Source organism: Aeromonas sp. s7(2024) (genome assembly GCF_040907825.1).
Classification (GTDB): domain Bacteria; phylum Pseudomonadota; class Gammaproteobacteria; order Enterobacterales; family Aeromonadaceae; genus Aeromonas; species Aeromonas veronii.
In genome coordinates, this window is record NZ_JBFOCM010000023.1 from 45741 (window position 1) to 67992 (window position 22252).

Genomic DNA, 22252 nt, shown 5'->3' on the forward strand with positions numbered 1-22252 from the left:
CATGTGATGAGAGATAACAAACTCGGAAACGTAATATCGCAATGACATATGAGCCAAGAAATGACAGGGCGTGAAGAGCAAGAGGCGGGGCCCCAAAACAATGCCGAGCGGCAGCGCCAACATGTAAAACGCAAGCAGGAGACCCATACCCGGCTGCAATGCTGGATCAGCAATCGCCACGCCGAACGATTGGCCGCACTGGGTCTTCATCTCGAAGACAGTCAGGCATCACTCATCGAGCAGGCGATCGATCTGCTCTACCAACATGAGCTGGGTAGAGAACCTCCGTTTGAAAACAGAGTCACCACACAGGTCGAAGAGACCGTTGAATAGACACAAGAGTGAAGTAACAGCGATACGTGAAGAGATAAAAAAAGCCAGGTACGAATTCCTTGTACCTGGCATAGGGGAATTGGCTCCTTGCAGAGCCGTGCGCTAACTGGTGTTCGGATTGCCTTAAGCTTAGACAAGGCTCAAGGCTTTTCAAGATCCGAAGAAAAGTTCAACCAGAGTGTGGGTATTTCAGACTCGTTCAAGTGCTTATGCACCGAACGGCCCACTACGCATTGAACAGATTGTTGTCACGCACCAGCTCGCGGGGGAGGGCATTCTTGACCCGACTACCCACCCATTTCCCCATCCCCAGGGTATGTCCCTGATAGCGGACGATCACCTCGCCAGTGCCCGCATCCTGCTCTGGCCAGACGTCCCGCCCCATCATGAATTCCCGCGCATTGGCGCTATCCAGCTCGACCACGCCCTTGCTCGCTTTATCGCCATAGGCCAGTGCCCACTCATGAGTGAGGCGATAGCCTTTCTTGAAGGTCTCGGCCAACTTGATGCCGATGCGATCGAAACGCAACTTGCCCTGCACCTGATCAAACTGCTGGGGGAAGAGCCAGATCTCGTCATTGCGGCCAAACAGCTGACCCTGCGGTGCCACCCCGAAGTTGGCTTCGATCTCGCGCAACATGGGTTCCGCCTCTTTGGCAGGAAGCGGCGCAAAAGGGAATTTACCCAGCTTGCCAGGCTTGAACATGGTGTTGGGCACAGAGTGATGCTTGCTCAATCTGGCGACAAAAAAGCCTTCACTGTCGAAGATCTGGGGCCAAACGTGCAGGTATCCTTCGGATGTACAGGCCTGCTCTGCATGGGGGAACAGGTCAGCCAGCGAGTCAAAACTCAAGGCATCGCCAAACTTGTCCAGCAGGGATTGGCAGACCGCCTGATTCTCCTGCTCACTCAAGGTACAGGTGGAGTAGACCAGCACACCGCCCGGTTTCAAGGCATGGAAGGCACTCTCCAGCAACCCCTGCTGTACCGCCGCAATCTCGTCGATGCTCTCGATACTCCAGTTGCGCAGCGCATCTTCATCTTTTCGCACCGTACCTTCACCGGAGCAGGGGGCATCGAGCAGGATGGCATCGAAGGTCTCCGGCAACCACTGGCCAAAAACCTTGGCATCAAAATGGGTCATGCCTACATTGGTCACGCCGCAGCGCTGGATATTGGCGCTAAGCACTTTCAACCGGCTGCTGGAAAACTCGTTGGCAACCAGCATCCCCTGATTGTTCATCAAGGCGGCTATCTGGGTGGTCTTGGAGCCGGGGGCCGCCGCTGCATCCAGCAACATACCATCCGCTTTGATCCTGTCGCTGGCAAAGAGCGCCATCACCGGCAGCATGGAGCTTGCTTCCTGAATGTAGAAGAGCCCGCTCAAGTGCTCGGCGGTGTTGCCAAGGGGGACAGTTTCATCGCTGCGGGTCAGCCAGAAGCCGGTATCACACCAGGGCACAGGGTCGAGCTGCCAACCCAGTGGCTCCATCAGGGCGACGAAATCTGAGACGGCGATCTTCAAGGTGTTGACCCGAATGCTGCGGCGCAGAGGACGTCGACAACTGGCCACAAAGTCATCCATCGAGAGATGGGCCGGCATGATGGCCGCAATGTGGCGTAAAAAGTAATCGGGAAGGAAGGTGTTGTCGTGCACTGTGCCGTCTCGTTGACCGAAAAAGAGGGGCGATATCCTACCACAAGGCTAAGAATATTCTGAATCTGAACCCTATCAACAGGCACCGGAATATAAAAAGCCCGGCAGGGAGCCGGGCTTGGATGGGATGCAAAGGGAAGAGATCAGGGCTGGATACGAGGGCTCCACTCCAGCCACTCTTTCTCGGCCTTGCCGTAGAGCGGATAGCTGTGGCCCGCCCTGACGGTTGACCCCATTTCTCTCTCCGGCGTATTGAACGCAATGCCGCCGGCCAGCAGGCTCTGCACCGTCTCCACTTCGATAGTGCCGCCGGTCAGCCCGATATCCGCCTTGACCCCGGAGACATTCCAGAAACGGGAGTTGGCCCGCACCAGATGGGCATACTCCTGTTCCACGTTGACGTCGATCACCACCTCGCTGCCATCCCGAGCCAGCGCCACCTTGGTGACACTGCCCACCACCATCTTGCGAAACAGCAGCGGGCTGCCGACGCTCAGGCCATTGACGGAGGGGCTCTTGAGGGTCAGGGCCAGACCCACCGTGCCGACCTGACTCAAGGGGAAGCGATCTTTGCCAGCGCCTTTACCGGGTTGAGCTTCTACAAACGCCCCCTTGATCAAGGTATCGAGGTGAGCGACACCGCCCAGCCCCAGCTTGGCCTGCACCAGAGTAAAGCGGGCGCCGGACTGCAGGAAACGCTCGGCGTAGTGGCCATCGAGTTCCGCCTTGAAGATCACCTGACCCAGTGACGGCTCCAGCTCGATCTCTTCAATTTTGCCGATATCGACACCGCGATAGCGGATCGGGCTGCCAATCCCGAGCCCCGGATTGCTCTCTGCCACCAGTGACAGCTGGCGCACCTTGGCCTTGGCTTGCTCCCTGGAATCGAACAGTTGATGACTGCTGCGGCCATTGGCCAACCGATCGAACTCGATGGCGCCACGCAGCAAAGTACCTAGGTTGCCCACCTTGACCTGCACACCATCGACCCGCACCTTGGTGTCGATGGCCGGTTTTTTCCAGAACTGGGGTTGTTGGGCGAGGAGGGGAGCATAGACGCCATCAATTTCTAGCTCGATCTCGACCCCCTCTTTGGCGGCGCGCAGCTGCTTGACTTTGCCCGCTTCCAGCCCCAGATAGAGCACAGGCGAGCCAATGCCAATGCCATCGGCCTGATCTGCCTTGAGCAACCAGCGCTGCGGCTTGGCATCACGGGTGCCGAGCAGTGCCAGCTCCTGACTCGGGTAGAGAAGGTTAATCCGCTCGCCACTGCTGGCTTGTACCAGCTTGATCCCGCCCCCCAACCAGGCACTGGCCGGACTGGTTTCTACTTTGATGCCGCTCAGATCGGCATCAATCTGCAACGGGGCGGCGCGATAGAAGCGGGCACGGTTGAGCAGATGGCCATAGTTCTGCGCCATCACCAGCTCAATGCTGGCATTGCCGCGCGCATCCAGGGTGAGCTGGCTGATACGGCCCACCTGCAATCCCTTGTACCAGACAGGTGCATCCTGATTGAGCCCTGCCAGATCGTCAGCCTGCAGCGTCACCTTGGTGCCGCTCTGGGGCGCGCGATCGGTCAGGGTCATCTTCTGTACCGGTTTGCCCGCCACATAGTCGAGGCGAATGGCCGGGCCTGAGAGCAGGCGATCTGCATGCTGCACACCGGTCGCGGAGAGGGAGACGCTCTCCCACACCAGTTGACTCTTGTCGGTAATGCGATAAGCCTGCTCCGGGTTGATCAGCGCTGTGACCACCCGGCCTTTGTCGGTAAGGCGAATGGGGTCGACACGACCAATCTCGATCCCCTCATAGAGGATGGGCATCCCCTCCTTGACCGGAAGATCGCCAGCCGCAATGTCGATACGCGCACCGCGCGCTGCTTCCGCCAGCCCTTTATAGAGGACGAAGGTCTGTCCTTTCTCCGGCTCCGGTGAATCTTTGGGCGAGTCAAAGGCAATGCCGCCGCTCAGAATGGAAGTGAGGCTGCCAGCCTCCACGCTGACGCCAGCCAGACTGAAAGAACCTTTGATGCCGCTAATGTTCCAGAAGCGGGTATCGGCTTTGACCAGATGTTCGAAACGCGGCTCGATCACCAGATCCAGAATGACGTTCTGATTGTCCTGACCCAGACGGGTATTGATGACGCTGCCCACCTCGATACCGCGGAAATAGAGCTTGGCGCCAATCCCTACCGAACCCAGCGAATCGGCGGTCAGGTGCAGCATGCGCCCCTGAGCCTGATAGCCGGGAGGAGGGCCTTCCAAGGCATCGAAAGTCTCCTCCAGCGGATTGCTTTCACGCCCTGGTTGCAGGTTGATGTAGTTGCCGGAGACCAGGGTATCGAGACCGGAGATCTCGGTGAGCGACGCCTTGGGGCTCACCAGCCAGAAGTCGGATCCCTTGCGGATCAGCGGTCTGGCACGGCTGTCAATCTTGGCCATCACCGCAATCTTGCGGCCATCTTCAGCCAGCTCCAGCTCTTGCACCACGCCGATGGCCACCCCCTGATAACGAATCTGGGTTTTGCCCGGCAAGATGCCGTTGCCTTGCGCGAAGTTGATCTGGATAAGCTGGCCACGGCTCAATACCTGCTGATAGAGAAAGCCACCCGCCAGCAGCAGGGCTATCAGGGGTAACAGCCAGACCGGCGATAACCAGCGGCGCTTTTCGATGACGGGTTCAGCCCCGATCATAGTGACTCCTTATTGGCTGGATTAAACAGCGCATCAGACAAAAACAGAGAAATCATTAACGGGCCGCCTTGTCCCACAGTAAACGGGTATCGAGCATGCGGGCCGACATCATGGTCAGCACTACCACACCGGCAAAGGCGGTGGCTCCGGGGCCTGCGCGGACACTCAGCAGCACACCCCGATCGACCAGTGCCACCATCAGCGAAATCACGAACAAGTCCAGCATCGACCAGCGACCGATAAAATCGATCACCCGATACATCACCAGTTGGCGCTTGCGCCGCACCGGTTTGGCCCGCTGCAACTGCCAGCAGATCCAGCCCAGCCCCAATATTTTTCCCACTGGCACCAGTATGCTGGCGGTGAGAACTATGGTGGCAATCCCGCTCATTTTGCTGCGATAGAGCATCATGATACCGCTGAAGATGGTATCTGACTGCAGTAACCCCTTGTTGTAGAAATGGGTAATGGGCAACAGATTGGCAGGCAACAACATGAAGGTGGCGAGCGCCAGCAAGCCCCACGACCAGGCGAGGGAGCGGGGAATGCGCACCTGCAATTTGCTGCTGCAACGGGGGCAGACTGCCCCGGCTTGATAGCGCACCAGCAGACCGCAGGTATGGCAGCGGCAGAGCCCCATCTCACGGGCGCTGGTCATGTTCCGGCTCCTTTAACGGGATCCGCGCCCAGTAGGGGGCGGGGTCAAACAGGATCAGCAGGGTCATGTTGAGCAGCATCAAAATACCGAGGCTGAGCAACCCGCCACCGAGGCGCACATCGGCGATGTCGATCAGTTTGAACAGGGCAACCAGCAGGCTGACGATATAGACCTCCAGCATGGCCCAGTGGCGAAACACCTCGACCAGCTTCAAGGTGACGGGAAGAATGTGCCAACGTTTGGCCAGACCCGAAGCCAGCACAAAGATCCCCGCCAATAATCCCACCGGCGCCAACACGGCGCACCAGAGCACCAGGCTGGCTACCCACCATTCACCTTCGCCAAACAGCACCAGGATACCGCGCAGCAGGTCGGCATCGGTGTTGACCCCAGCCAGCCGCAGATAGATCAGCGGCTCAAAAAATGCGGAGGGCAGCAGCAGAAATCCGGTGATGGTCAGGGCCATCAACTGGGAGGGACGAAAGGCATAACGGCCATAGAGATGTTGGTGACAACGCGGGCAGTGGGCATGGCGACGCAGCGGCAGTGCTTTGCGCTGGATCAGCAAGTCGCACGCCGGACAGACAATCACGGAACCGGGCTCCATCATACAATTCAACCTGTTGAAGGAATTGGTGAAATTTACCCTAAAACCGGTTTCCTGTCTTGCCTGCGGCCAGAATGTTACGAAAGTATAATTGACGTTAACGTAAACGTGATATTAGATAGCCAGACTAGACAGGTGAAAGGAGTCATGATGTCCAGTTTGTCCCCCTCGGCAGGCCTGCGCTTTCGCACCGCCCTTGCCAATGAACATCCCCTGCAGATCGTCGGCACCATCAATGCCTATATGGCGTTGATGGCTGAGCGCAGCGGTTTTCAAGCTATTTATCTTTCAGGTGCCGGAGTAGCCAATGCCTCCTACGGCTTGCCGGATCTCGGTATGACCTCCCTCAACGACGTGCTGATCGATGCCGAACGGATAACTGCTGCGACCCGTGTGCCGCTGCTGGTCGATATCGATACTGGCTGGGGCGGGGCGTTTAACATTGCCCGCACCATTCACGCGTTCGAGCGGGCCGGGGTTGCTGCGGTCCATATGGAAGATCAGGTGGCCCAGAAGCGCTGCGGCCACCGCCCCAACAAGGCGGTGGTCACGCTTGAGGAGATGTGCGATCGCATCAAGGCGGCGGTGGATGCCCGCGAGAATAACGAGTTCGTCATCATGGCGCGCACCGATGCACTGGCGGTGGAGGGAATGGCGTCGGCTCTTGAGCGCACTGCCGCCTATGTGGCCGCCGGTGCCGACATGATCTTCGCCGAGGCGGTAACCGAGCTGGCCCAGTATGACCAGTTCAGGCAGGCGGCCGGAGTGCCGATCCTCGCCAACATGACCGAGTTCGGCAAAACCGAGCTGTTTGACAAGGAACTGCTCGCTGCCCACGGCGTTGATATGGTGCTCTACCCCTTGAGCGCCAACCGCGCCGCCAATCAGGCCGCCCTCAACGTCTATCACCATATTCGCCAGGATGGCCATCAGCGAGCCGTCGTGGCGACCATGCAGACCCGGGAGTCGCTCTACGACTTCCTCGGATATCACCACTACGAGCAGACACTGGATCGTCTGTTTACAGCCAAGGAATAGGAGGCAGCTTATGGGACAGCAAAAACCGTTGGGCGGGGCAGGTCTGCGCGGGCAGAGTGCGGGGGAGACCAGCATCTGCACCGTGGGCAAGAGCGGTACCGGTCTTACCTATCGCGGCTACGACATCAAGGAGCTGGCCGACAGCGCCCAGTTCGAGGAGGTCGCCTATCTGCTGCTCAAGGGGGAATTGCCCGGTGAGCAGCAGCTTGACGCGTACAAGCGCGAACTGCGTCGCCTGCGCGCCTTGCCCCAGCCGCTGCTGGAGGTGCTGGAGCGCATTCCCGCCGATGCCCACCCCATGGATGTGCTGCGCACCGGCTGCTCCATGCTCGGCGATCTGGAGCCGGAAGATGGTTTCGAGCATGAGCATGAAGTAGCTGATCGGCTGCTGGCGGCCTTCCCGGGGATCCTGATCTACTGGTACAAGTTCAGTCATGAAGGGGTCCGCATCGCCCTCGATACCGACGAGGAGTGTATCGGTGGCCACTTTTTGGCGCTGCTGCACCAGAAGGCGCCGAGCGAGCTGGAGCGGCGGGTGATGCACGTCTCCCTCATCCTCTACGCCGAACATGAGTTCAACGCCTCCACCTTTGCGGCGCGAGTTTGCGCCTCGACTCTTTCCGACATGTTCTCCTGCATCACCGCCGCCATCGGTACCCTGCGCGGCCCATTGCACGGCGGCGCCAACGAAGCAGCCATGGCGATGATCGAACATTGGCAGGATGAAGCGCAGGCAAGGCGCGAACTGCTGGCCAAGTTGGCGGCCAAGGAGAAGATCATGGGCTTTGGCCACGCCATCTACCGCACCTCGGATCCGCGCAACATCATCATCAAGGAGTGGTCGGCCAAACTTGCCGAAGCGGTGGGGGATGATCGCCTCTATCGCGTCTCCTGCGAGGCGGAGAAGGTGATGTGGGAAGAGAAAGAGCTCTTTCCCAACGCCGACTTCTTCCACGCCAGCGCCTATCACTACATGGGGATCCCGACCAAGCTGTTCACCCCCATCTTCGTCTGTTCGCGGGTCACCGGCTGGTGCGCTCACGTGATGGAGCAGCGCGAGCACAACCGGATCATCCGCCCGAGCGCCGATTATGTCGGCCCGGCGCCACGTCATTTTGTCTCCCTACAACAACGATAAGGAAATCACGATGTCCGCCAACGTCGACGTCAACCACAGACCCGAGCCCGATCAGGTGCTGGTCGATATTGCCGATTACGTCTGCAATCACCCCATTATCAGCCAGGCCGCTCTCGACACCGCCCGCTACTGCCTGATGGATACCCTGGGCTGTGGCCTGCTGGCCCTGCGCTTCCCCGAGTGTACCAAGCACCTTGGCCCCATTGTGCCGGGCACGCTCGTACCCCACGGGGCCCGGGTGCCCGGTACCCAACTCTGCCTCGATCCGGTCAAGGCGGCTTGGGATATCGGCGCCATCATCCGCTGGCTCGATTACAACGACACCTGGCTGGCCGCCGAGTGGGGTCACCCCTCCGACAATCTGGGCGGTATTCTTGCCACTGCCGACTGGCTCTCCCGTACCCGCGTCGCCGAGGGCAAGGCGCCGCTCACCATGGCCGATGTGCTGGTGGCCATGGTCAAGGCCCATGAAATTCAGGGGGTGCTGGCGCTGGAGAACTCTTTCAACCGGGTCGGTCTCGATCACGTGGTACTGGTCAAGGTTGCCAGCACCGCCGTGGTGACTCATATGCTCGGGGGAACCCGCGATCAGGTGATCGATGCGGTTTCCCAGGCCTGGGTCGATGGCCAGAGCCTGCGTACCTACCGTCATGCCCCCAATGCGGGGTCGCGCAAGAGCTGGGCGGCGGGGGATGCAACCTCGCGCGCGGTGCGCCTCGCCCTTATCACCACGAGCGGCGAGATGGGCTACCCCGGCGTACTGAGCGCGCCAAAATGGGGTTTCTACGATGTGCTGTTCAAGGGCAATCAGTTCGCCCTGCATCAGGGGTACGGCAGCTATGTGATGGAGAACGTGCTGTTCAAGATCTCCTATCCCGCCGAGTTCCATGCCCAGACCGCGGTAGAGTGCGCCATGAAGCTGCATGGGCAGGTGAAGGGGCGGCTCGACGAGATAGACCGTATCGAGCTCACCACCCATGAGTCGGCCATTCGCATCATCAGCAAGGTGGGTGCCCTCAACAACCCGGCCGATCGGGATCACTGCCTGCAGTACATGGTGGCGGTGCCGCTCATCTTCGGTCGCCTCATTGCCGAGGATTACGAGGATGATGTAGCAGCCGATCCCCGCATCGACGCGCTGCGTAGCAAGATGGTGGTGCAGGAGGACAAACGCTACAGCCGCGAATATCTGGAGGCGGACAAGCGCTCCATTGCCAACGCCATCCAGATCTTCTTCAAGGACGGCTCTCACACCGCCAAGGTGGAGGTGGAGTACCCGGTCGGCCATCGTCGCCGTCGGGAGGAGGGGATCCCGCTGCTGGTGGAGAAATTCCAGCACAATCTGGCCACCCGCTTCCCGGCCAAACGGGTCAACGACATTCTGGCCCTCTGTCAGGATGGGCCGCGCCTTGCCGCCACCCCGGTGCACGCCTTTATGGATCTGCTGGTGATCTGACCGGTCTTGCATTGGCCAACATATCGGCAAACAGTGATAAACGAAAAGCGGGCTCATCGGCCCGCTTTGTTATTCTGGCGGCTTATCCCTCGATAAGCCTTACTCAAGCGCACTGCTGTCGCCGTTAAAGAGCGCCGTCATGATGGCCGTCTCGCGACTGGAGATGGTCTCGAGGAACTCATTAGCACGCCCCATCTGATGACACACCTGATAGCCACGCTCGACAAAGGAGAAGAGCTCGCCAAGCCCCGCCAGATGGGCTGGCCCTGACACCAGCTTGAGGGTCGCCCCCAGCAGCGGCTTTCTCGCCAGTCTGTCCAGCGTCATCCCAAGCTCGCTCACCAACGCAATCTGATGTTCCCGGCGCGCCTGTTCACCCACGGCACGATAGGCGATGGTGTAATGGTCCGGCGTGATGGGATCAATGCCATCAATGCGCCGCAGCGCCACCACCATCAGATAGTCCAACTCTTCGGAGAGGGCATCAAGCTCGATCGCCTGCGCCAGCACCTTGAGACCGGACTCCGGCAACAGCCGCTCGGCGGTCGGCATCACCCGCATCACGTCCGCATCGCGGCGGGCGCAATCCCCGGGGCCATAGAGATCGGTCAGGAAAAACTCGGCCGCCGGGCCGTAGCGGTCACTCTCCAGCAGATCACGATGGGTTCGCCCCAACCGGTCGGCCTGCCACTGGCGTAGCCGATCCCGATCCTGCTGATCTTCCGGGTGGGCACGCATCTGCTCGCGCAAGGCTGCAACCCGCTTGAGCTGGCGGTAGAGCCGACCCAGGGTGCTATCGTCGTCGTGGGCATGTTCTTGATGCGTCATCTACAGCTCTCTGGCCTTGGGCCCATTGATGGGGATTCGGTGATACGAAGATACAAGTGAATGAAAAACAAGCAGCTTTTGCTGACCGTTCCGTGACAAGTGTAGCGCGCACGGGGGAGGGAATAAATGCCATGCCCCGCTGATGGCCTTCATCCCTCTCGACTCTGTTAAGTGAGTCCCATTTATGTGAACCATCCTTTCATTTGTTGTGAACATGTGTTTAATATCAATAACTAACTTATGACCCAGAGTAACGACCATGTTCTTCAACTCGCTCGCTGGCAGCAGCGCACTCTCTATCATCCAGATCAGCCGTCAGCATCCGCTGGGATTGGCCGCCGCCCGGATCGCGGCCGAAGCCATCGCTGCGGACATGAGCGAGAGCTATCAACTCGATTGCGAATGGGCAGATGAAGAGGAGACCGAGCTTCGTTTTCGCGGCTCAGGGGTACATGGCACTCTCACCCTGGACGAAGATACCCTGGAACTGGAAGTGCATCTTGGCTTGATGCTGTTGCCGGTACGCAGCGTACTGGAGCAGGAGATCCTCGATTATGTCGACAATCGCTTACCTTGCCCCAAACGTGTTTGAAACTCTTCGTTGCACTGCCTTTAAATAAACCAGCTGTAAACGATGGCTGTTTGAAATAAGTTGGCAAGCCATATGGTTTGTCAGATTTATTATCCAGCGAGGTCTTGATTCTATTTGTCAGTAATCTTTCATCTTTATTTCATATTTCGAGTCGGCACTCATTAAAGTCATTCTGATTGCATCAAGTCTTCATCCGGATATGAGGACAGGAGCAATTTGCCGTCTCGGTAAATTCATTTTGTAGGGAAACAACCATGCCACTGAGTGAATTTATCTCCTGCGTCGATACCGCCTGGTTACGCATGGACAGACCCAACAACCTGATGCAGATCATCGGTGTCCTGATGTTTGAAGGAGAACTTGATGAAACGCGTCTGCGGGCCGGATTGCGCCACACCATTTCGGTGCAACCCCGCTTTCACCAGCGGGCCGTGCTGGAGGGGGGCTCCTACTACTGGCGTCATGATCCCGATTTCGATCTCGATCAGCACCTCAAGCGAGTGATCCTGCCGGGTGAAGCAGGCAAGCTGGAGCTGGAGAAGCTGGTGGCCGATCTCGCCTCGACGCCGCTCAACCACCAGCGCCCCCTGTGGGATATGCACCTCACCGACACTTCGCTGGGTGGGCAAGCGCTGGTGGTGCGCATTCACCACGCCATGGGCGATGGCTTCTCGCTGGTGCGAGCCATGCTGACCATGATGGATAACACACCGGAAGGGGCGCCGCGACCACCGTCACCGGAGCCACTGGATGACAGCGATGACGAGGATGAGGAGGATTGCCACCAGGGCAGCCGTCTGGTGCGGGCCGGTCTCAAGCTGACCGGTAGCCTCTGGTCCAAATATGTCGAAGTGGTCACCCATCCCACCAAGGCGGTGGATTACCTCAAGACCGGGCGCGATCTGGCGAGCGAGCTGTGCAATATCGCCACCCTCGGTGATGACTCCCCCTGCCGCCTGCGGGGTAAGACCACCAGCACCAAGCGGGTGGCCTGGTCGGAGCAAATTGATCTGCCGGATATCAAGGCGGTGGGCAAGGTGCTGGGCTGCTCGGTCAACGATCTGCTGATCGCCGCCACCGCAGGGGCGTTTCGCCACTACCTGCAGGAGAAGGGGGATGATGCCAACAAGGTCAAGATCCGCGCCCTGGTGCCAGTCAATATGCGTGCACCGGACGATGAGGGAGCACTTGGCAACCGCTTCGGGCTGGTCGCCCTGGACTTGCCACTGGATGTTGAACACCCGTTACAGCGGCTCTATACCGTACGTGACCGGATGCAGGCGCTGCGCACCTCGCTACAACCCGTGGTAGTGCTCAACTTGTTACATGCCCTTGGCATGGCCCCCAATGCGGTGCAACAGCAGGCCGTCGAGCTGCTCACGGCCAAGGCCAGTGCGGTGATCACCAATGTGCCCGGCCCGCAGCAGACCCTCTATCTGGCTGGAGCAAAATTACGTCAGCCGCTGTTCTGGGTGCCGCAATCGGGGGATATCGGCGTCGGCGTATCCATCCTCTCTTACGATCACAAGGTGCAGCTGGGCCTAATCACCGACAAGAAGCTGGTACCGGATCCGGATCGGGTGGTCGAGCGGTTTGCGGTGGAGTTCGAACAACTACTGTTGCTGGTGCTGATGGAGCCGGAGCTGCTGTTTGACCCCAACGGACTGGATGCGCTGCTCGGTTGAGCGAGCATTTGAGCGACCAGTGACGGCGTAGCCAACCGGACTGCACCCATCATAAAAGAGGCCAACCCGTGGGTTGGCCTCTTGTTTTGTTGTCTATCCGTGGCAAGTGTGGCGGTTAATCCTCCAACTCTTCCCGCGCAGCTTCCACATCGAGGCGCTCCATGGCATCCATCGGTTCGCACTCGGCCGCTTCATCATAGAGGGCTTCGGCGGCTTTCAGGCGGCTCTTGCCGTGCAGCATCACCTGTGCGTTGGCGTACTCCATGCGGGCGATAGCCGAGTCGGGGATCAGCGCCAGCGCCTCCTTGAAGTGACGCTCGGACTCCTCCTTCTTGGCGCCATAGGTGAGGCCGCCGATCATGGCCCCCAGCTTGTCGACGATCTCCGCGTGCCAGGCGCCAAAGGCGATATGAGCCTCGGCGTGATCTGGCGCCAGCTCCAGCGCCTTCTCAAGGCTTACCTTGATCTTGTCGCCAATTCCTTGCGAGAGGGCCTTGGAGATGGAAATCACCTGACTGTAGCGACCAAGGGCCAGCGCGTGGAAATACCAGGCGTTGGCGTTCCTGGGCTGACGTTTTTGCAGCTTCTCGGCATGGCTGGCCGCCCGCTCGAAGGCGGCGCGCTTGGCATACTTGTCTTCCAGCAGATAGCTGGCATGGATCACCAGCGCCTTGTTCGCCACATTGAGGCCCGCCTCACCGGCCGCTTCGCCAAGGGCAACTGCATGGGCAAAATCCCCGGCATGATAGGCCCGCCAGGCATCCTGCACCTGTTCATCCTCGGGCCAGGGTTCGGCATCCCCCTGATGGAGACGATCCCAGTTGTCCGCCAGCTTCTGGCCGGCATAGTCATAGGCCGCATCCGCGTAGGGGAAGGGGACAAATTCGAGTTGTGAAGTGGTCATGCTTGTTCTCCCTGTAGCATGTGAATCAAACCTTGTCGGTGTAGTGGTGGGCGAGGGCGCCCAGATGAGCGCGGGCATCGGCCCGCAAATAGGGTGCGACCAGCTGCATCACCTGAAAGACGCCGAGGGCGATATCGGCGTCCGCCTTGGGGTGCAGTGCCCGCTGGTAAGAGATCCAGAATGTGCCCACCAGCGCCACATTAGCCGCCAGCGTGCGCATTTGTTGCGCCGTGCCCTCCATCAGCCCGACCGTTTGCAGATGGTTGCAAATGGCGATGGCGGTCTGCTCCTTGCGGCGCAGCAGGGCGGAAAAGCGCTGTTCCACCTGATGATAACCACTCATCAGGGTCGCGATATCGTAGTAGAGGAAACGGTACTGCCAGATGGCTTCAAACATCAGGTGGAGAAAGAGCCAGATATCTTCGGGCTCATCGGATGGGGTGCTTACCGCCTCCAACAGGCGATCCATCTGTTGTTCAAATTCGCAGAACAGGGCGTTGACGATCTCCTCCTTGTTGTGGAAGTGGTAGTAGAGATTGCCCTGGCTGATCTCCATCTCGGCCGCAATGGCCGAGGTGGTGACGCTGGGTTCCCCTTGTCGATTGAAGCAGGCGAGGGCAGTGGTCAGGATCCGCTCCCGGGTACGGCGTTTGGGTTTGCGATCCATGCTACTCCTTTGGTGATGAACGACGCACGCCGTGGCGATAGCGTTTGGCAAGCCAGTGCTGCAACTGCTCCAGCGACTTGTCGAGGGCGGCGACTGAGCCAATGCCGGGGGCCAGCAGGGTGCGATCTTCATCGGCCAGCGCGGCCAGATTGAGCTCGAGGCCATGTTTGGCCAGCACCGGCGCCAGCTCGTCACGACGCTGCCAGAGATCGCGACGGGTATGCTGGTAAGCGTGCTCGCAGAGGCGGCGACGATCCCGGTAACTGAAAACATTGGTGAAGAACATCTCGCCATCGGCAGAAGAGGGCTCAAACAGCAGGGCGTCGGCGTCGGGATATTGGTGTTTGTAGCGATCCATCCCCACATGCATGCGGGAGTGGATGATGGCGCGAAAAGTCTGGGCCAGCACCACCGGCAGACCGCTGTCCACCAGATTGGTCGGCGCGCCGGCGGCCATGTCCGCATCATAGGGCACCAGCGGATTGATGCAGAACACCAGATCCGCCCCCTCTTCCAGCGCTACCGAAGCGTGTAGGGTCTTGATCAGCGCCCCGTCCACATAGTAACGCCCGTTAATCAATGAAGGGGGGAAGAGGCCGGGCAGAGCGGCCGACGCCTGTACCGCCGCCGAGATAGGCACGTCATCAAGCCCCGGGCTGCCGAAGGCGACCGGATGGCCGGTGTCGAGTTCGGTGGCAACCACAAACAGTCTGCTGCGCAGCTGGCGGAAATCGTTGCTGCGGCCGGGACGAGAGAAAAACTGGGTCAGGGTGCGATCCACTCCGCGGTTGTCGAACAGTCCGGTCGGAATAGCTTTGGAGAGCCCCTGCAGCGATTCAAACAGGCTGCGCTTCCAGGGCGCCGCCAGATAGTAGGTCAGGCTCTGCCACGCCAGTGGCGGGATCGAGGTCAGACGGTCGGCATATTCACGAAAGGCAGGGCGCAGCAAGGTGGCCGGGTCAAACATCTCCCCCGAATCATCGCTGAGCAGGATCCGCACCAGCTTAGCCGGCGAGATACCGTTGGCCAGCGCCGACGCCACCACGGCCCCCGAGCTGACGCCAACATAGATATCGGCATGGTCAAGGCGCAGGCCGTTGATGCTGTCAGAGAGGGCAGCGCAGGCACCGATCTCGTAGATGCCGCCGAGCGGCCCGCCGCCAGCAAGGGCAATTGCGATGGTACTCATAGCGTCGCCTCTCTATCCATGACATTCACCATGACAAGACCGGCCCAGCGCAGGGCATGGGCCGGTATCAATCACCTTCCGTCACCGCGAGGGATCAGGGCAGGACGCTCTCTGCTTTGGCTTTCACCTCTTTCACCGCATCTTCCGCTGCGGAGAGGAGATCGGCAGCCTGCTCAACCACGGCCTCTTTAGCCTTGGCTACCGGTGCCTTCTTTACCGGAGGCTTGCGGGCCGCGGGCTTTTTGGCGGCAGCCGGTTTGGCTTCTGCGGCCGGGGCTTCCTCTTCCTGTGCATCCAGCAGTTGCTGGACCACGTCGGTCAGCTCGGCCATGCGCTTGGAGAGCTTGTCGATATCCTTGCGGGTCGGAATGCCGAGGCTGGCCACAGCGCGGGCCACGCGATCTTCAAACACCTGCTCCAGACGGCCCCAGGTATTGGCGGTCTTGTCGGTCACAGCGGCAATCTTCTCATCTGCGCTCTGACGGGTTTTTGCTTGCAGCGCTTCACCTTCCTGCACCAGGGCTTCAAAGATCTTGCCACCCTCTTCCTGCGCTTTGGCATAGGCACCCAGACCCGCCAACCAGATCTGCTGGGTGGACTCCTTGATGGTGGAGGTGAGTTGGTTGTCGGTCACTGACCCTGCCAGCGCTTTCAATTTCTTAGCCATGATCTTCTCCTTGAATAACGACAGTTAAATGTAATGGCGACAACGAAACTGCAATCGGGTTGTGGCATTACTGATTTTTCAACTTCAGTCTAGGGAGAAAAAATAGAGGGTTCTACCTAATAACGGAACAGGCACACCACCGAAATTAGGGTTTGCTCACGAACCGACAATCAAATTGCGGATTCCCATATGAATCGTGATATATCTAACAACCTAGTAACACCCTAATCAGTAGCAGGATTCTCTTTATGAACTATTTCATTACTGGCGGTAGTGGTTTTATCGGGCGTCGATTGATCAAAAAGTTATTCCAACAGCATCCCGACTGTATCGTCTATTTTCTGATGCGCGCCTCTCATCAGGATAAATTGCCGGAGTTATTTGCATTCTGGAATGTGGATGAATCGCGCGCAGTCCCGGTTTTTGGCGACATGACGCAACCGCTGCTGGGGGTATCGGTCGAGATACAGGAGCAGTTGATCGGCAAGATCGACCACTTCTTCCATCTGGCTGCCATCTATGACCTCAACGCCAAGGCCGGGATCCAGCAGCAGGTCAACACCGAAGGGACCCGTCAAGCCGTTCAACTTGCCGAGCGGCTGGGGACGGGGCAGTTCCATCACTGCAGCTCCATCGCTGCAGCGGGCCTGTTCGACGGTCTGTTTCGCGAGGACATGTTCGATGAGGCCGAACACCTCGACATGCCTTACTTCCAGACCAAGCACGAAGCGGAAGGGATTGTGCGCAATGAGTGCACCATTCCGTGGCGCGTCTACCGCCCGGGGATAGTTGTCGGTGACTCCAATACCGGCGAGATGGACAAGATCGACGGCCCTTATTACTTCTTCAAGACCATTCAGAAACTGCGCCGTCTGCTGCCGCCCTGGATGCCAGCCATCGGGGTTGAGGGCGGGCGCATCAACATAGTGCCGGTCAACTTTGTGGTCGATGCCATGGAGCATATCGCCCATCAGGAGGGCGAGGAGAACAAAACCTTCCACCTGACCGACCCCAACCCGATGCGGGTCGGCGATATGCTGAGCACCTTCTCCCGCGCCGCCCATGCGCCGGAGCCTGCGATCCGCATCAACGCCTCTCTCTTTAATTTCATTCCCCGCCACCTGACCGCCATGCTGATGACCATGGCTCCGGTGCGCCGGATCCGCGATGCCGCCATCGCCGATCTGGGTCTGCCCAAGGATGTGTTCCGCCTTATCAGTTATCCCACACGTTTCGACAGTCGCGAAACCCAGCGGGTACTGAAAGGGACAGGCATCGAAGTGCCGCCGCTGCACAGCTACGCCTGGCGGCTGTGGGATTACTGGGAGCGTCACCTCGATCCCGAACTCTTCATCGATCGCTCCCTGCGTGGTCGGGTAGAGGGCAAGGTGGTGCTGGTGACCGGTGCCACCTCCGGCATTGGTCGTGCAACCGCACGCAAGCTGGCGGGGGCGGGGGCCAACGTCGTTACCATCGCCCGCGACGAGCAGAAGATTGCCGAGACTAAAGCCGAGTTTGCCGAGCTGGGGCTGACCATCGAGATCTATCAGGGGGATCTCTCCAATCTGGCGCAGGCCGAGGAGATCACCGCTCGCATCGTGGCCGATCACGGCGGCGTCGATATTCTGGTCAACAATGCCGGCCGCTCCATCCGCCGCTCCATCGAGGACTCCTTCGATCGCTTCCACGATCTGGAACGCACCATGCAGCTCAACTACTTCGGCGCGCTCAAGGTGATCATGGGGGTGCTGCCCACAATGATCGAGAAGAAGAAAGGCCACATCATCAACATCTCCTCCATCGGGGTGTTGACAAATGCGCCGCGCTTCTCCGCCTATGTTGCCTCCAAATCTGCCCTCGATGCCTGGGTGCGTACCGCCGCCTCCGAGTTTGCCGATAAAGGGGTGAGCTTCTCCATCATCAATATGCCGCTGGTGAAAACGCCGATGGTCGCACCGACCAAGGTCTATGAGCAGGTACCGATGATGACGCCGGAAGAGGCGGCCGATCTGGTATGCGATACCATCATCAACAAGCACGTTCGTCTGGCCACTCGCCTCGGGGTATTTGGTCAGGTGGTTCATGCCCTGGCACCGCGTGTCGCTCAGGTCATCATGAACACCAGCTTCCGTACCTTTGCCGACCCCAAGGATGGCGACAAGTCCAAGGCCACCGCCGATCAGGTTGCCGTCTCGACCCTGATCAAGGGTATCCACTTCTAACCGAGTGATACGATAAAGAGATCAACAGGGGCCTGAGCAATCAGGCCCCTGTTTTATTTGCAATAGCAGTTGAAGAACGGTTAAGGAGGGTCAGACTCTGGACAGCAGATCAAGCAGCAGATCTGTCGTGCGACGGGAGTAAAGCAGAGCGAGATGGCCAATGGCAGGCAACTCGATATCTTCCATTCCCGCCAATCGTTGCCGCTCCTGCGGCATCACCACATTGTCGTGACTGGTGCGCACCGAGATGCCGGGCACGCAAAGCGGCACAGAGGCAAAACGCTGCAACCAGCCGGAACCGGGTTCCATCTCGCGGGCATTGGCCCCAAGCCCAAGAGCGGCCAGCTGACTCCCCTGATGAGGCGTAGCCAGCGTGATCAGGCGCTCTACCTTGTCACCACCATGGATAGCCAGATAGTCGCGGCAGACCAGCCCCCCCATGCTGTGACCGACCAGCACCAGCTTGTCAGCCCCGGTCTGCGCCAGCACATCGTCAATCCGGGTGGCCAGCAGCGGCACCATCTCATCGATATGACCAAATGGTGGCATCAGGGTAATGGTGGCGACCACATGGCCTGCGGTCTCCAGCCGGGTGCGCTGGGTGCGCCAGATCCCGCGGCTGCAACCGTAACCATGTACCAGCAATACGGGACGCTGGCATAGACGCAGCCGATCGGGCGCCATCAACAAAGGCTCGAATGGCAACAGCAAGGTGAAGGTGTAGAGGTAGGCCAGCATCTCCTGCGCCATCATCTTCACCCTGCGCCAAGGGCCGATAGCCGGGGAGGGGTAGAAGCGGGTAAACAGCCAGCTACCGAGCACCACCAGACAACGCAACCCAAGCAGGGCAAACACGACAAACAGCAGGGTCAGCAACCAGGGAAGTCCCACGACCAAGTGGGCGATACTCCCGAGGAGCAGCACCTCTACCATCAGCAGGATAAACAGGTGTCGTACGATCGTCATAAGGCCATGATCCGACCAGTCAGGCGTGGAAGTCAAATGGCACTTTGAGACAGCTTGATCCAGCGCGGCTTTTGTCGCTAAACCCCGGCGAACTCTTTTCCGATGAGGTTATTTGCAATACTGTATATCCATACATATACTCTATCCATCATCACCAAGAGGAGGCCATCATGGCTGTCGAGATCAAATATGTGGTTGTTCGTGGGGGAGTGGAAAAGATGACCTTTGCCAGCAAAAAAGAGGCCGATGCCTATGACAAGCTGCTGGATACGGCCGATGAGTTGATGACCCTGTTGGCTGGCGCCCCGATCGAGCTGGCCCCAGAGCAGCAAGAGAGTCTGGCATTCTACTTGGCAGAGCAGCGCGATGTGCTGCAAACCCTGCTGCGCGGCGGCAAGGTTCAGGCAGGCACGAAAGAGGAAGAGGCCCCAGCAGCCAAGCGCAAGGAGAAGCCACTCAAGCAGGTGGCCTGATTGCACAGACCTGCTATTTCTCGGGATAAACAGCTCACCGCATTCATTTTATTTGCATTTAAAACCATTTTTGCGGCTATTTACCCCGAGAATTTTTTAACAACGGTGCATATCCAATGCATAACTGAATAGCGCGCACCACTGAGCGACATCAGCCAGATCTATGAGGAAATAATGAGCAAACAATGGAGAGAACGTTATCCAGATCGCTCCTGGTGACCTTAATCAGCAACAACAAGAGGCAATACAAATCCCAATAGAAGCCGCATTCATGTATCACGAGCCCTTTTCTAGCAACTCAGCTCACAGGCTCATATCAACTCATCTCAGCATCAACAAGCAACACCATGACTCAACAACCATCATCCTTGCCGCCAGCCATGCCGCTGTTTGACAGCCTTATCTATCTGGAGGCCGGTAACCCACAGGTCAATCAGTACCTTGCCAACCTCAGCCTCAACGATGTACCCGATGCCGGTCTGGTTTACGAACTGGCGGTCGATTGGCTGCTGGAGCAGCGCAACAGCGAAAACAACTACAAAACCTATCGCAGCGAACTGACCACTTTTTTGCACTGGTGCTTTCGCGAGGCGGCCATCAGCCCGAAAGACCTCACTCGCCGCATCATGATCCGCTATCTCGACTACTGTCAGTCCCCCCCTGACGTGTTGATCGCCTATCGCAACGTGGCGCAGTTTGTCCTCGACAAGGAGTGGGGAGAGCGGTTGCCCAATCCGCAATGGCGACCGTTTTTGGGCAAACGGGAGCTGGGCCGCACCTTGCCCTATCGCCTGAGCGAGCAGGCGATGAAGACCAAGCTCGCCATCCTGTCGGCTTTCTTCCAGTTCCTGATCCAGGAGGAGTACATGGACAGGAATCCCGCTCTGCTGCTGCAGCGGGTCAAACGGCCGCAACAACAGGAGGCCGATGATCAGGTGCAGGCCTTCAGCGAGTTGCAGTGGTCATATGTGATGCAGGCCGCCGATACCCTTGCCAACGACCATCCGGAGCAGCACGAGCGCAGCCGTTTTCTCACCATTCTGATGTACGCCTGCTATCTGCGGATCTCTGAAGTTGCAGCCCGGCCGGGCTTTACCCCCGTGATGGGGCAGTTCAGGCGGGATCGCAAAACCGGCGTCTGGGGCTACTTTATTCCGCAAAGCAAAGGGGGCAAACGGCGTACCGTAGCGGTATCCCAAGCACTGTTGGCGGCACTTGAACGCTACCGCCGTTTCCTCGGTCTCTCTCCCTTGCCGACACCGGATGAACAGACGCCACTGTTCGTTCGCCATAAAGCGGCAGCCCACGGCCGCGAGCAGGGCGAGCTAAACGCCAACCTTGGAATTCGCCAGCTACGGGATTTGATCATGGTGATCATCGGTAAAGGCGCAGAATTGGCAGAGCAGGATGGATTTGTCCAGGATGCGGCCGAAATGCGGCAACTCTCTCCCCATGCGATCCGCCACACCGGGATCACCCATGACATCAACCTGCATGGTCGACCGCTTTCCCACGTACAAGCCGATGCAGGACATGACAGCATCGACACCACTTCGAAATACCTGCACACCAGCAACAGTGAACGACATGAGAGCGCCCAGCAAAAGCCGCTGGACCGATTGAACCAACATGTGAGAGATAACATTAACAAGAACTAACGAACAACGTGACATGACCCTGATTTGTATTGACTGCTCTTAGAACACAGAATGGCTTGTTTGGGATGTCATAGAAGTTGGTGCGGCGATTTTGTACTTCTCTGGATGGCAATCGGTTCAGGAAATATTTTTGGCTCACAGGGATGATTCAGAACAGGCTCCTTGCCATCTGCGGCATACATATTTATCCCGTAGCAGAGAAGCAAAAAACGGAATTGCTTGCTGAAACACTGAGAACACTCGATGCCGAAAGCTAAGTAACATGCCGGAAGCAGTCATATTCGGTTGAACAGCGCCTTGTTATCACACTTGCATATCCAGTCATCATTGGTGATATTGATATCAATATTAACGAGATACCAAGGAGCGGGTATGCAAGTGGCAGTGGTGGAAAAGACCTTCAGGATCGTTGGCAAAGGGTCTCTCATAGCCCAGTTCACCTTTATATCTTCAGGCACGCTGCATATCTGGTTTCCGGATGCGGGCCTGCAGATGGAGGCCCACTGCAAAGAGTTGCGTATCGAAGATTGCACCATTATTTATACCAATGGCCTCCATCATGGCCAGCCCAGAGCACTCTGGTCCTTAACCCTCCATCCCGATGATATGAACGAGCTCAAACGCATATTGCAGCAGTTCAACAGCAACCTCTACTTGACCTGCCAGCCACCCACATTTGCCATCGCCAAACGTGCCTTGAATATGAATTGACCCGCCTTCCAAAAAAGGCGTAATCATGCCAGCCACAACAATAAGCCGTGAGAATTAAGGGGAGGGGAATCTATCGCGATAGTCGGCATTTTTATGGCTGCTTTACA

The 22252-nt window shown here is 58.3% G+C and carries 20 protein-coding genes; 10 read left to right on the forward strand and 10 right to left on the reverse strand.

The window, feature by feature from the left end; translation table 11 throughout:
- The first annotated feature begins 60 nt into the window (after positions 1–60).
- A complete protein-coding gene (locus AB5Y73_RS09900; protein WP_234829652.1) occupies positions 61–333 on the forward strand; it encodes a RepB family protein in 273 nt (90 codons plus the stop codon).
- Positions 334–559: 226 nt separating this feature from the next.
- On the opposite strand, the gene rsmF is transcribed toward AB5Y73_RS09900, so the two are convergent.
- From rsmF to AB5Y73_RS09920, 4 genes are all read right to left on the reverse strand, one after another.
- On the reverse strand, positions 560–1990 hold the full coding sequence (rsmF, locus tag AB5Y73_RS09905; RefSeq protein ID WP_107682952.1) for a 16S rRNA (cytosine(1407)-C(5))-methyltransferase RsmF: 1431 nt from the start codon (positions 1988–1990) through the stop codon (positions 560–562).
- 143 nt (positions 1991–2133) lie between these two features.
- Positions 2134–4686, reverse strand: a complete 2553-nt coding sequence (locus AB5Y73_RS09910) for an MlaD family protein (RefSeq protein ID WP_107682953.1) — start codon at positions 4684–4686, stop codon at positions 2134–2136.
- A gap of 55 nt (positions 4687–4741) precedes the next feature.
- On the reverse strand, positions 4742–5344 hold the full coding sequence (locus AB5Y73_RS09915; protein ID WP_005333132.1) for a paraquat-inducible protein A: 603 nt from the start codon (positions 5342–5344) through the stop codon (positions 4742–4744).
- Positions 5328–5954, reverse strand: coding sequence for a paraquat-inducible protein A (locus tag AB5Y73_RS09920; RefSeq protein WP_005345516.1), 627 nt, complete (start codon positions 5952–5954; stop codon positions 5328–5330). Before AB5Y73_RS09920 ends, AB5Y73_RS09915 begins: the two co-directional genes overlap by 17 nt.
- Before the next feature lie 147 nt (positions 5955–6101).
- Here AB5Y73_RS09920 and prpB point away from each other — a divergent pair, with 147 nt between their 5' ends.
- From prpB to AB5Y73_RS09935, 3 genes are read left to right on the forward strand one after another with little or no spacing between them, the layout of a single operon-like run.
- On the forward strand, positions 6102–6989 hold the full coding sequence (gene prpB, locus AB5Y73_RS09925; protein WP_107682954.1) for a methylisocitrate lyase: 888 nt from the start codon (positions 6102–6104) through the stop codon (positions 6987–6989).
- A 10-nt stretch (positions 6990–6999) separates the two neighbouring features.
- Positions 7000–8127 (forward strand): 2-methylcitrate synthase, encoded by a 1128-nt coding sequence (prpC, locus tag AB5Y73_RS09930; protein ID WP_107682955.1) that lies wholly within the window; start codon positions 7000–7002, stop codon positions 8125–8127.
- 10 nt (positions 8128–8137) lie between these two features.
- Entirely contained in the window at positions 8138–9583 is a 1446-nt protein-coding gene (locus AB5Y73_RS09935) for a bifunctional 2-methylcitrate dehydratase/aconitate hydratase (protein ID WP_107682956.1), read from the forward strand.
- Between the two features lie 99 nt (positions 9584–9682).
- Here AB5Y73_RS09935 and AB5Y73_RS09940 read toward each other — a convergent pair whose 3' ends face one another.
- Positions 9683–10411, reverse strand: coding sequence for a hypothetical protein (locus tag AB5Y73_RS09940; protein WP_107682957.1), 729 nt, complete (start codon positions 10409–10411; stop codon positions 9683–9685).
- 259 nt (positions 10412–10670) lie between these two features.
- Between AB5Y73_RS09940 and AB5Y73_RS09945 the strand changes: the two genes are divergently transcribed.
- Both AB5Y73_RS09945 and AB5Y73_RS09950 read left to right on the forward strand, forming a co-directional pair.
- Entirely contained in the window at positions 10671–11003 is a 333-nt protein-coding gene (locus AB5Y73_RS09945) for a polyhydroxyalkanoic acid system family protein (protein ID WP_019446402.1), read from the forward strand.
- A 254-nt stretch (positions 11004–11257) separates the two neighbouring features.
- Entirely contained in the window at positions 11258–12688 is a 1431-nt protein-coding gene (locus AB5Y73_RS09950; RefSeq protein WP_118853815.1) for a wax ester/triacylglycerol synthase family O-acyltransferase, read from the forward strand.
- Between the two features lie 115 nt (positions 12689–12803).
- Here AB5Y73_RS09950 and AB5Y73_RS09955 read toward each other — a convergent pair whose 3' ends face one another.
- The 4 genes from AB5Y73_RS09955 to AB5Y73_RS09970 all read right to left on the reverse strand — a co-directional run bounded on the left by AB5Y73_RS09955 (position 12804) and on the right by AB5Y73_RS09970 (position 16115).
- Positions 12804–13592: a hypothetical protein gene (locus AB5Y73_RS09955; protein ID WP_118853816.1), complete on the reverse strand. Its 789-nt coding sequence runs from the start codon at positions 13590–13592 to the stop codon at positions 12804–12806.
- Positions 13593–13617: 25 nt separating this feature from the next.
- Positions 13618–14259 (reverse strand): TetR/AcrR family transcriptional regulator, encoded by a 642-nt coding sequence (locus AB5Y73_RS09960; RefSeq protein WP_005345492.1) that lies wholly within the window; start codon positions 14257–14259, stop codon positions 13618–13620.
- 1 nt (position 14260) lies between these two features.
- The gene (locus AB5Y73_RS09965) at positions 14261–15448 is read right to left on the reverse strand and encodes a patatin-like phospholipase family protein (protein ID WP_040065538.1); all 1188 of its coding nucleotides are present in this window, start codon (positions 15446–15448) and stop codon (positions 14261–14263) included.
- A gap of 94 nt (positions 15449–15542) precedes the next feature.
- A complete protein-coding gene (locus AB5Y73_RS09970; protein ID WP_005333118.1) occupies positions 15543–16115 on the reverse strand; it encodes a phasin family protein in 573 nt (190 codons plus the stop codon).
- Between the two features lie 248 nt (positions 16116–16363).
- On the opposite strand from AB5Y73_RS09970, the gene AB5Y73_RS09975 reads away from it, so the two are divergent.
- Positions 16364–18337, forward strand: a complete 1974-nt coding sequence (locus AB5Y73_RS09975; RefSeq protein WP_107682961.1) for an SDR family oxidoreductase — start codon at positions 16364–16366, stop codon at positions 18335–18337.
- 90 nt (positions 18338–18427) lie between these two features.
- Here AB5Y73_RS09975 and AB5Y73_RS09980 read toward each other — a convergent pair whose 3' ends face one another.
- On the reverse strand, positions 18428–19303 hold the full coding sequence (locus tag AB5Y73_RS09980; protein WP_107682962.1) for a triacylglycerol lipase: 876 nt from the start codon (positions 19301–19303) through the stop codon (positions 18428–18430).
- 170 nt (positions 19304–19473) lie between these two features.
- Between AB5Y73_RS09980 and AB5Y73_RS09985 the strand changes: the two genes are divergently transcribed.
- The 3 genes from AB5Y73_RS09985 (at position 19474) to AB5Y73_RS09995 (ending at position 22145) form a co-directional block, all read left to right on the forward strand.
- Entirely contained in the window at positions 19474–19776 is a 303-nt protein-coding gene (locus tag AB5Y73_RS09985) for a YebG family protein (RefSeq protein ID WP_005333111.1), read from the forward strand.
- Between the two features lie 380 nt (positions 19777–20156).
- Positions 20157–21434, forward strand: coding sequence for a site-specific integrase (locus AB5Y73_RS09990; protein WP_181294876.1), 1278 nt, complete (start codon positions 20157–20159; stop codon positions 21432–21434).
- Positions 21435–21806: 372 nt separating this feature from the next.
- The gene (locus AB5Y73_RS09995; protein WP_118853817.1) at positions 21807–22145 is read left to right on the forward strand and encodes a hypothetical protein; all 339 of its coding nucleotides are present in this window, start codon (positions 21807–21809) and stop codon (positions 22143–22145) included.
- Positions 22146–22252 lie beyond the last annotated feature (107 nt).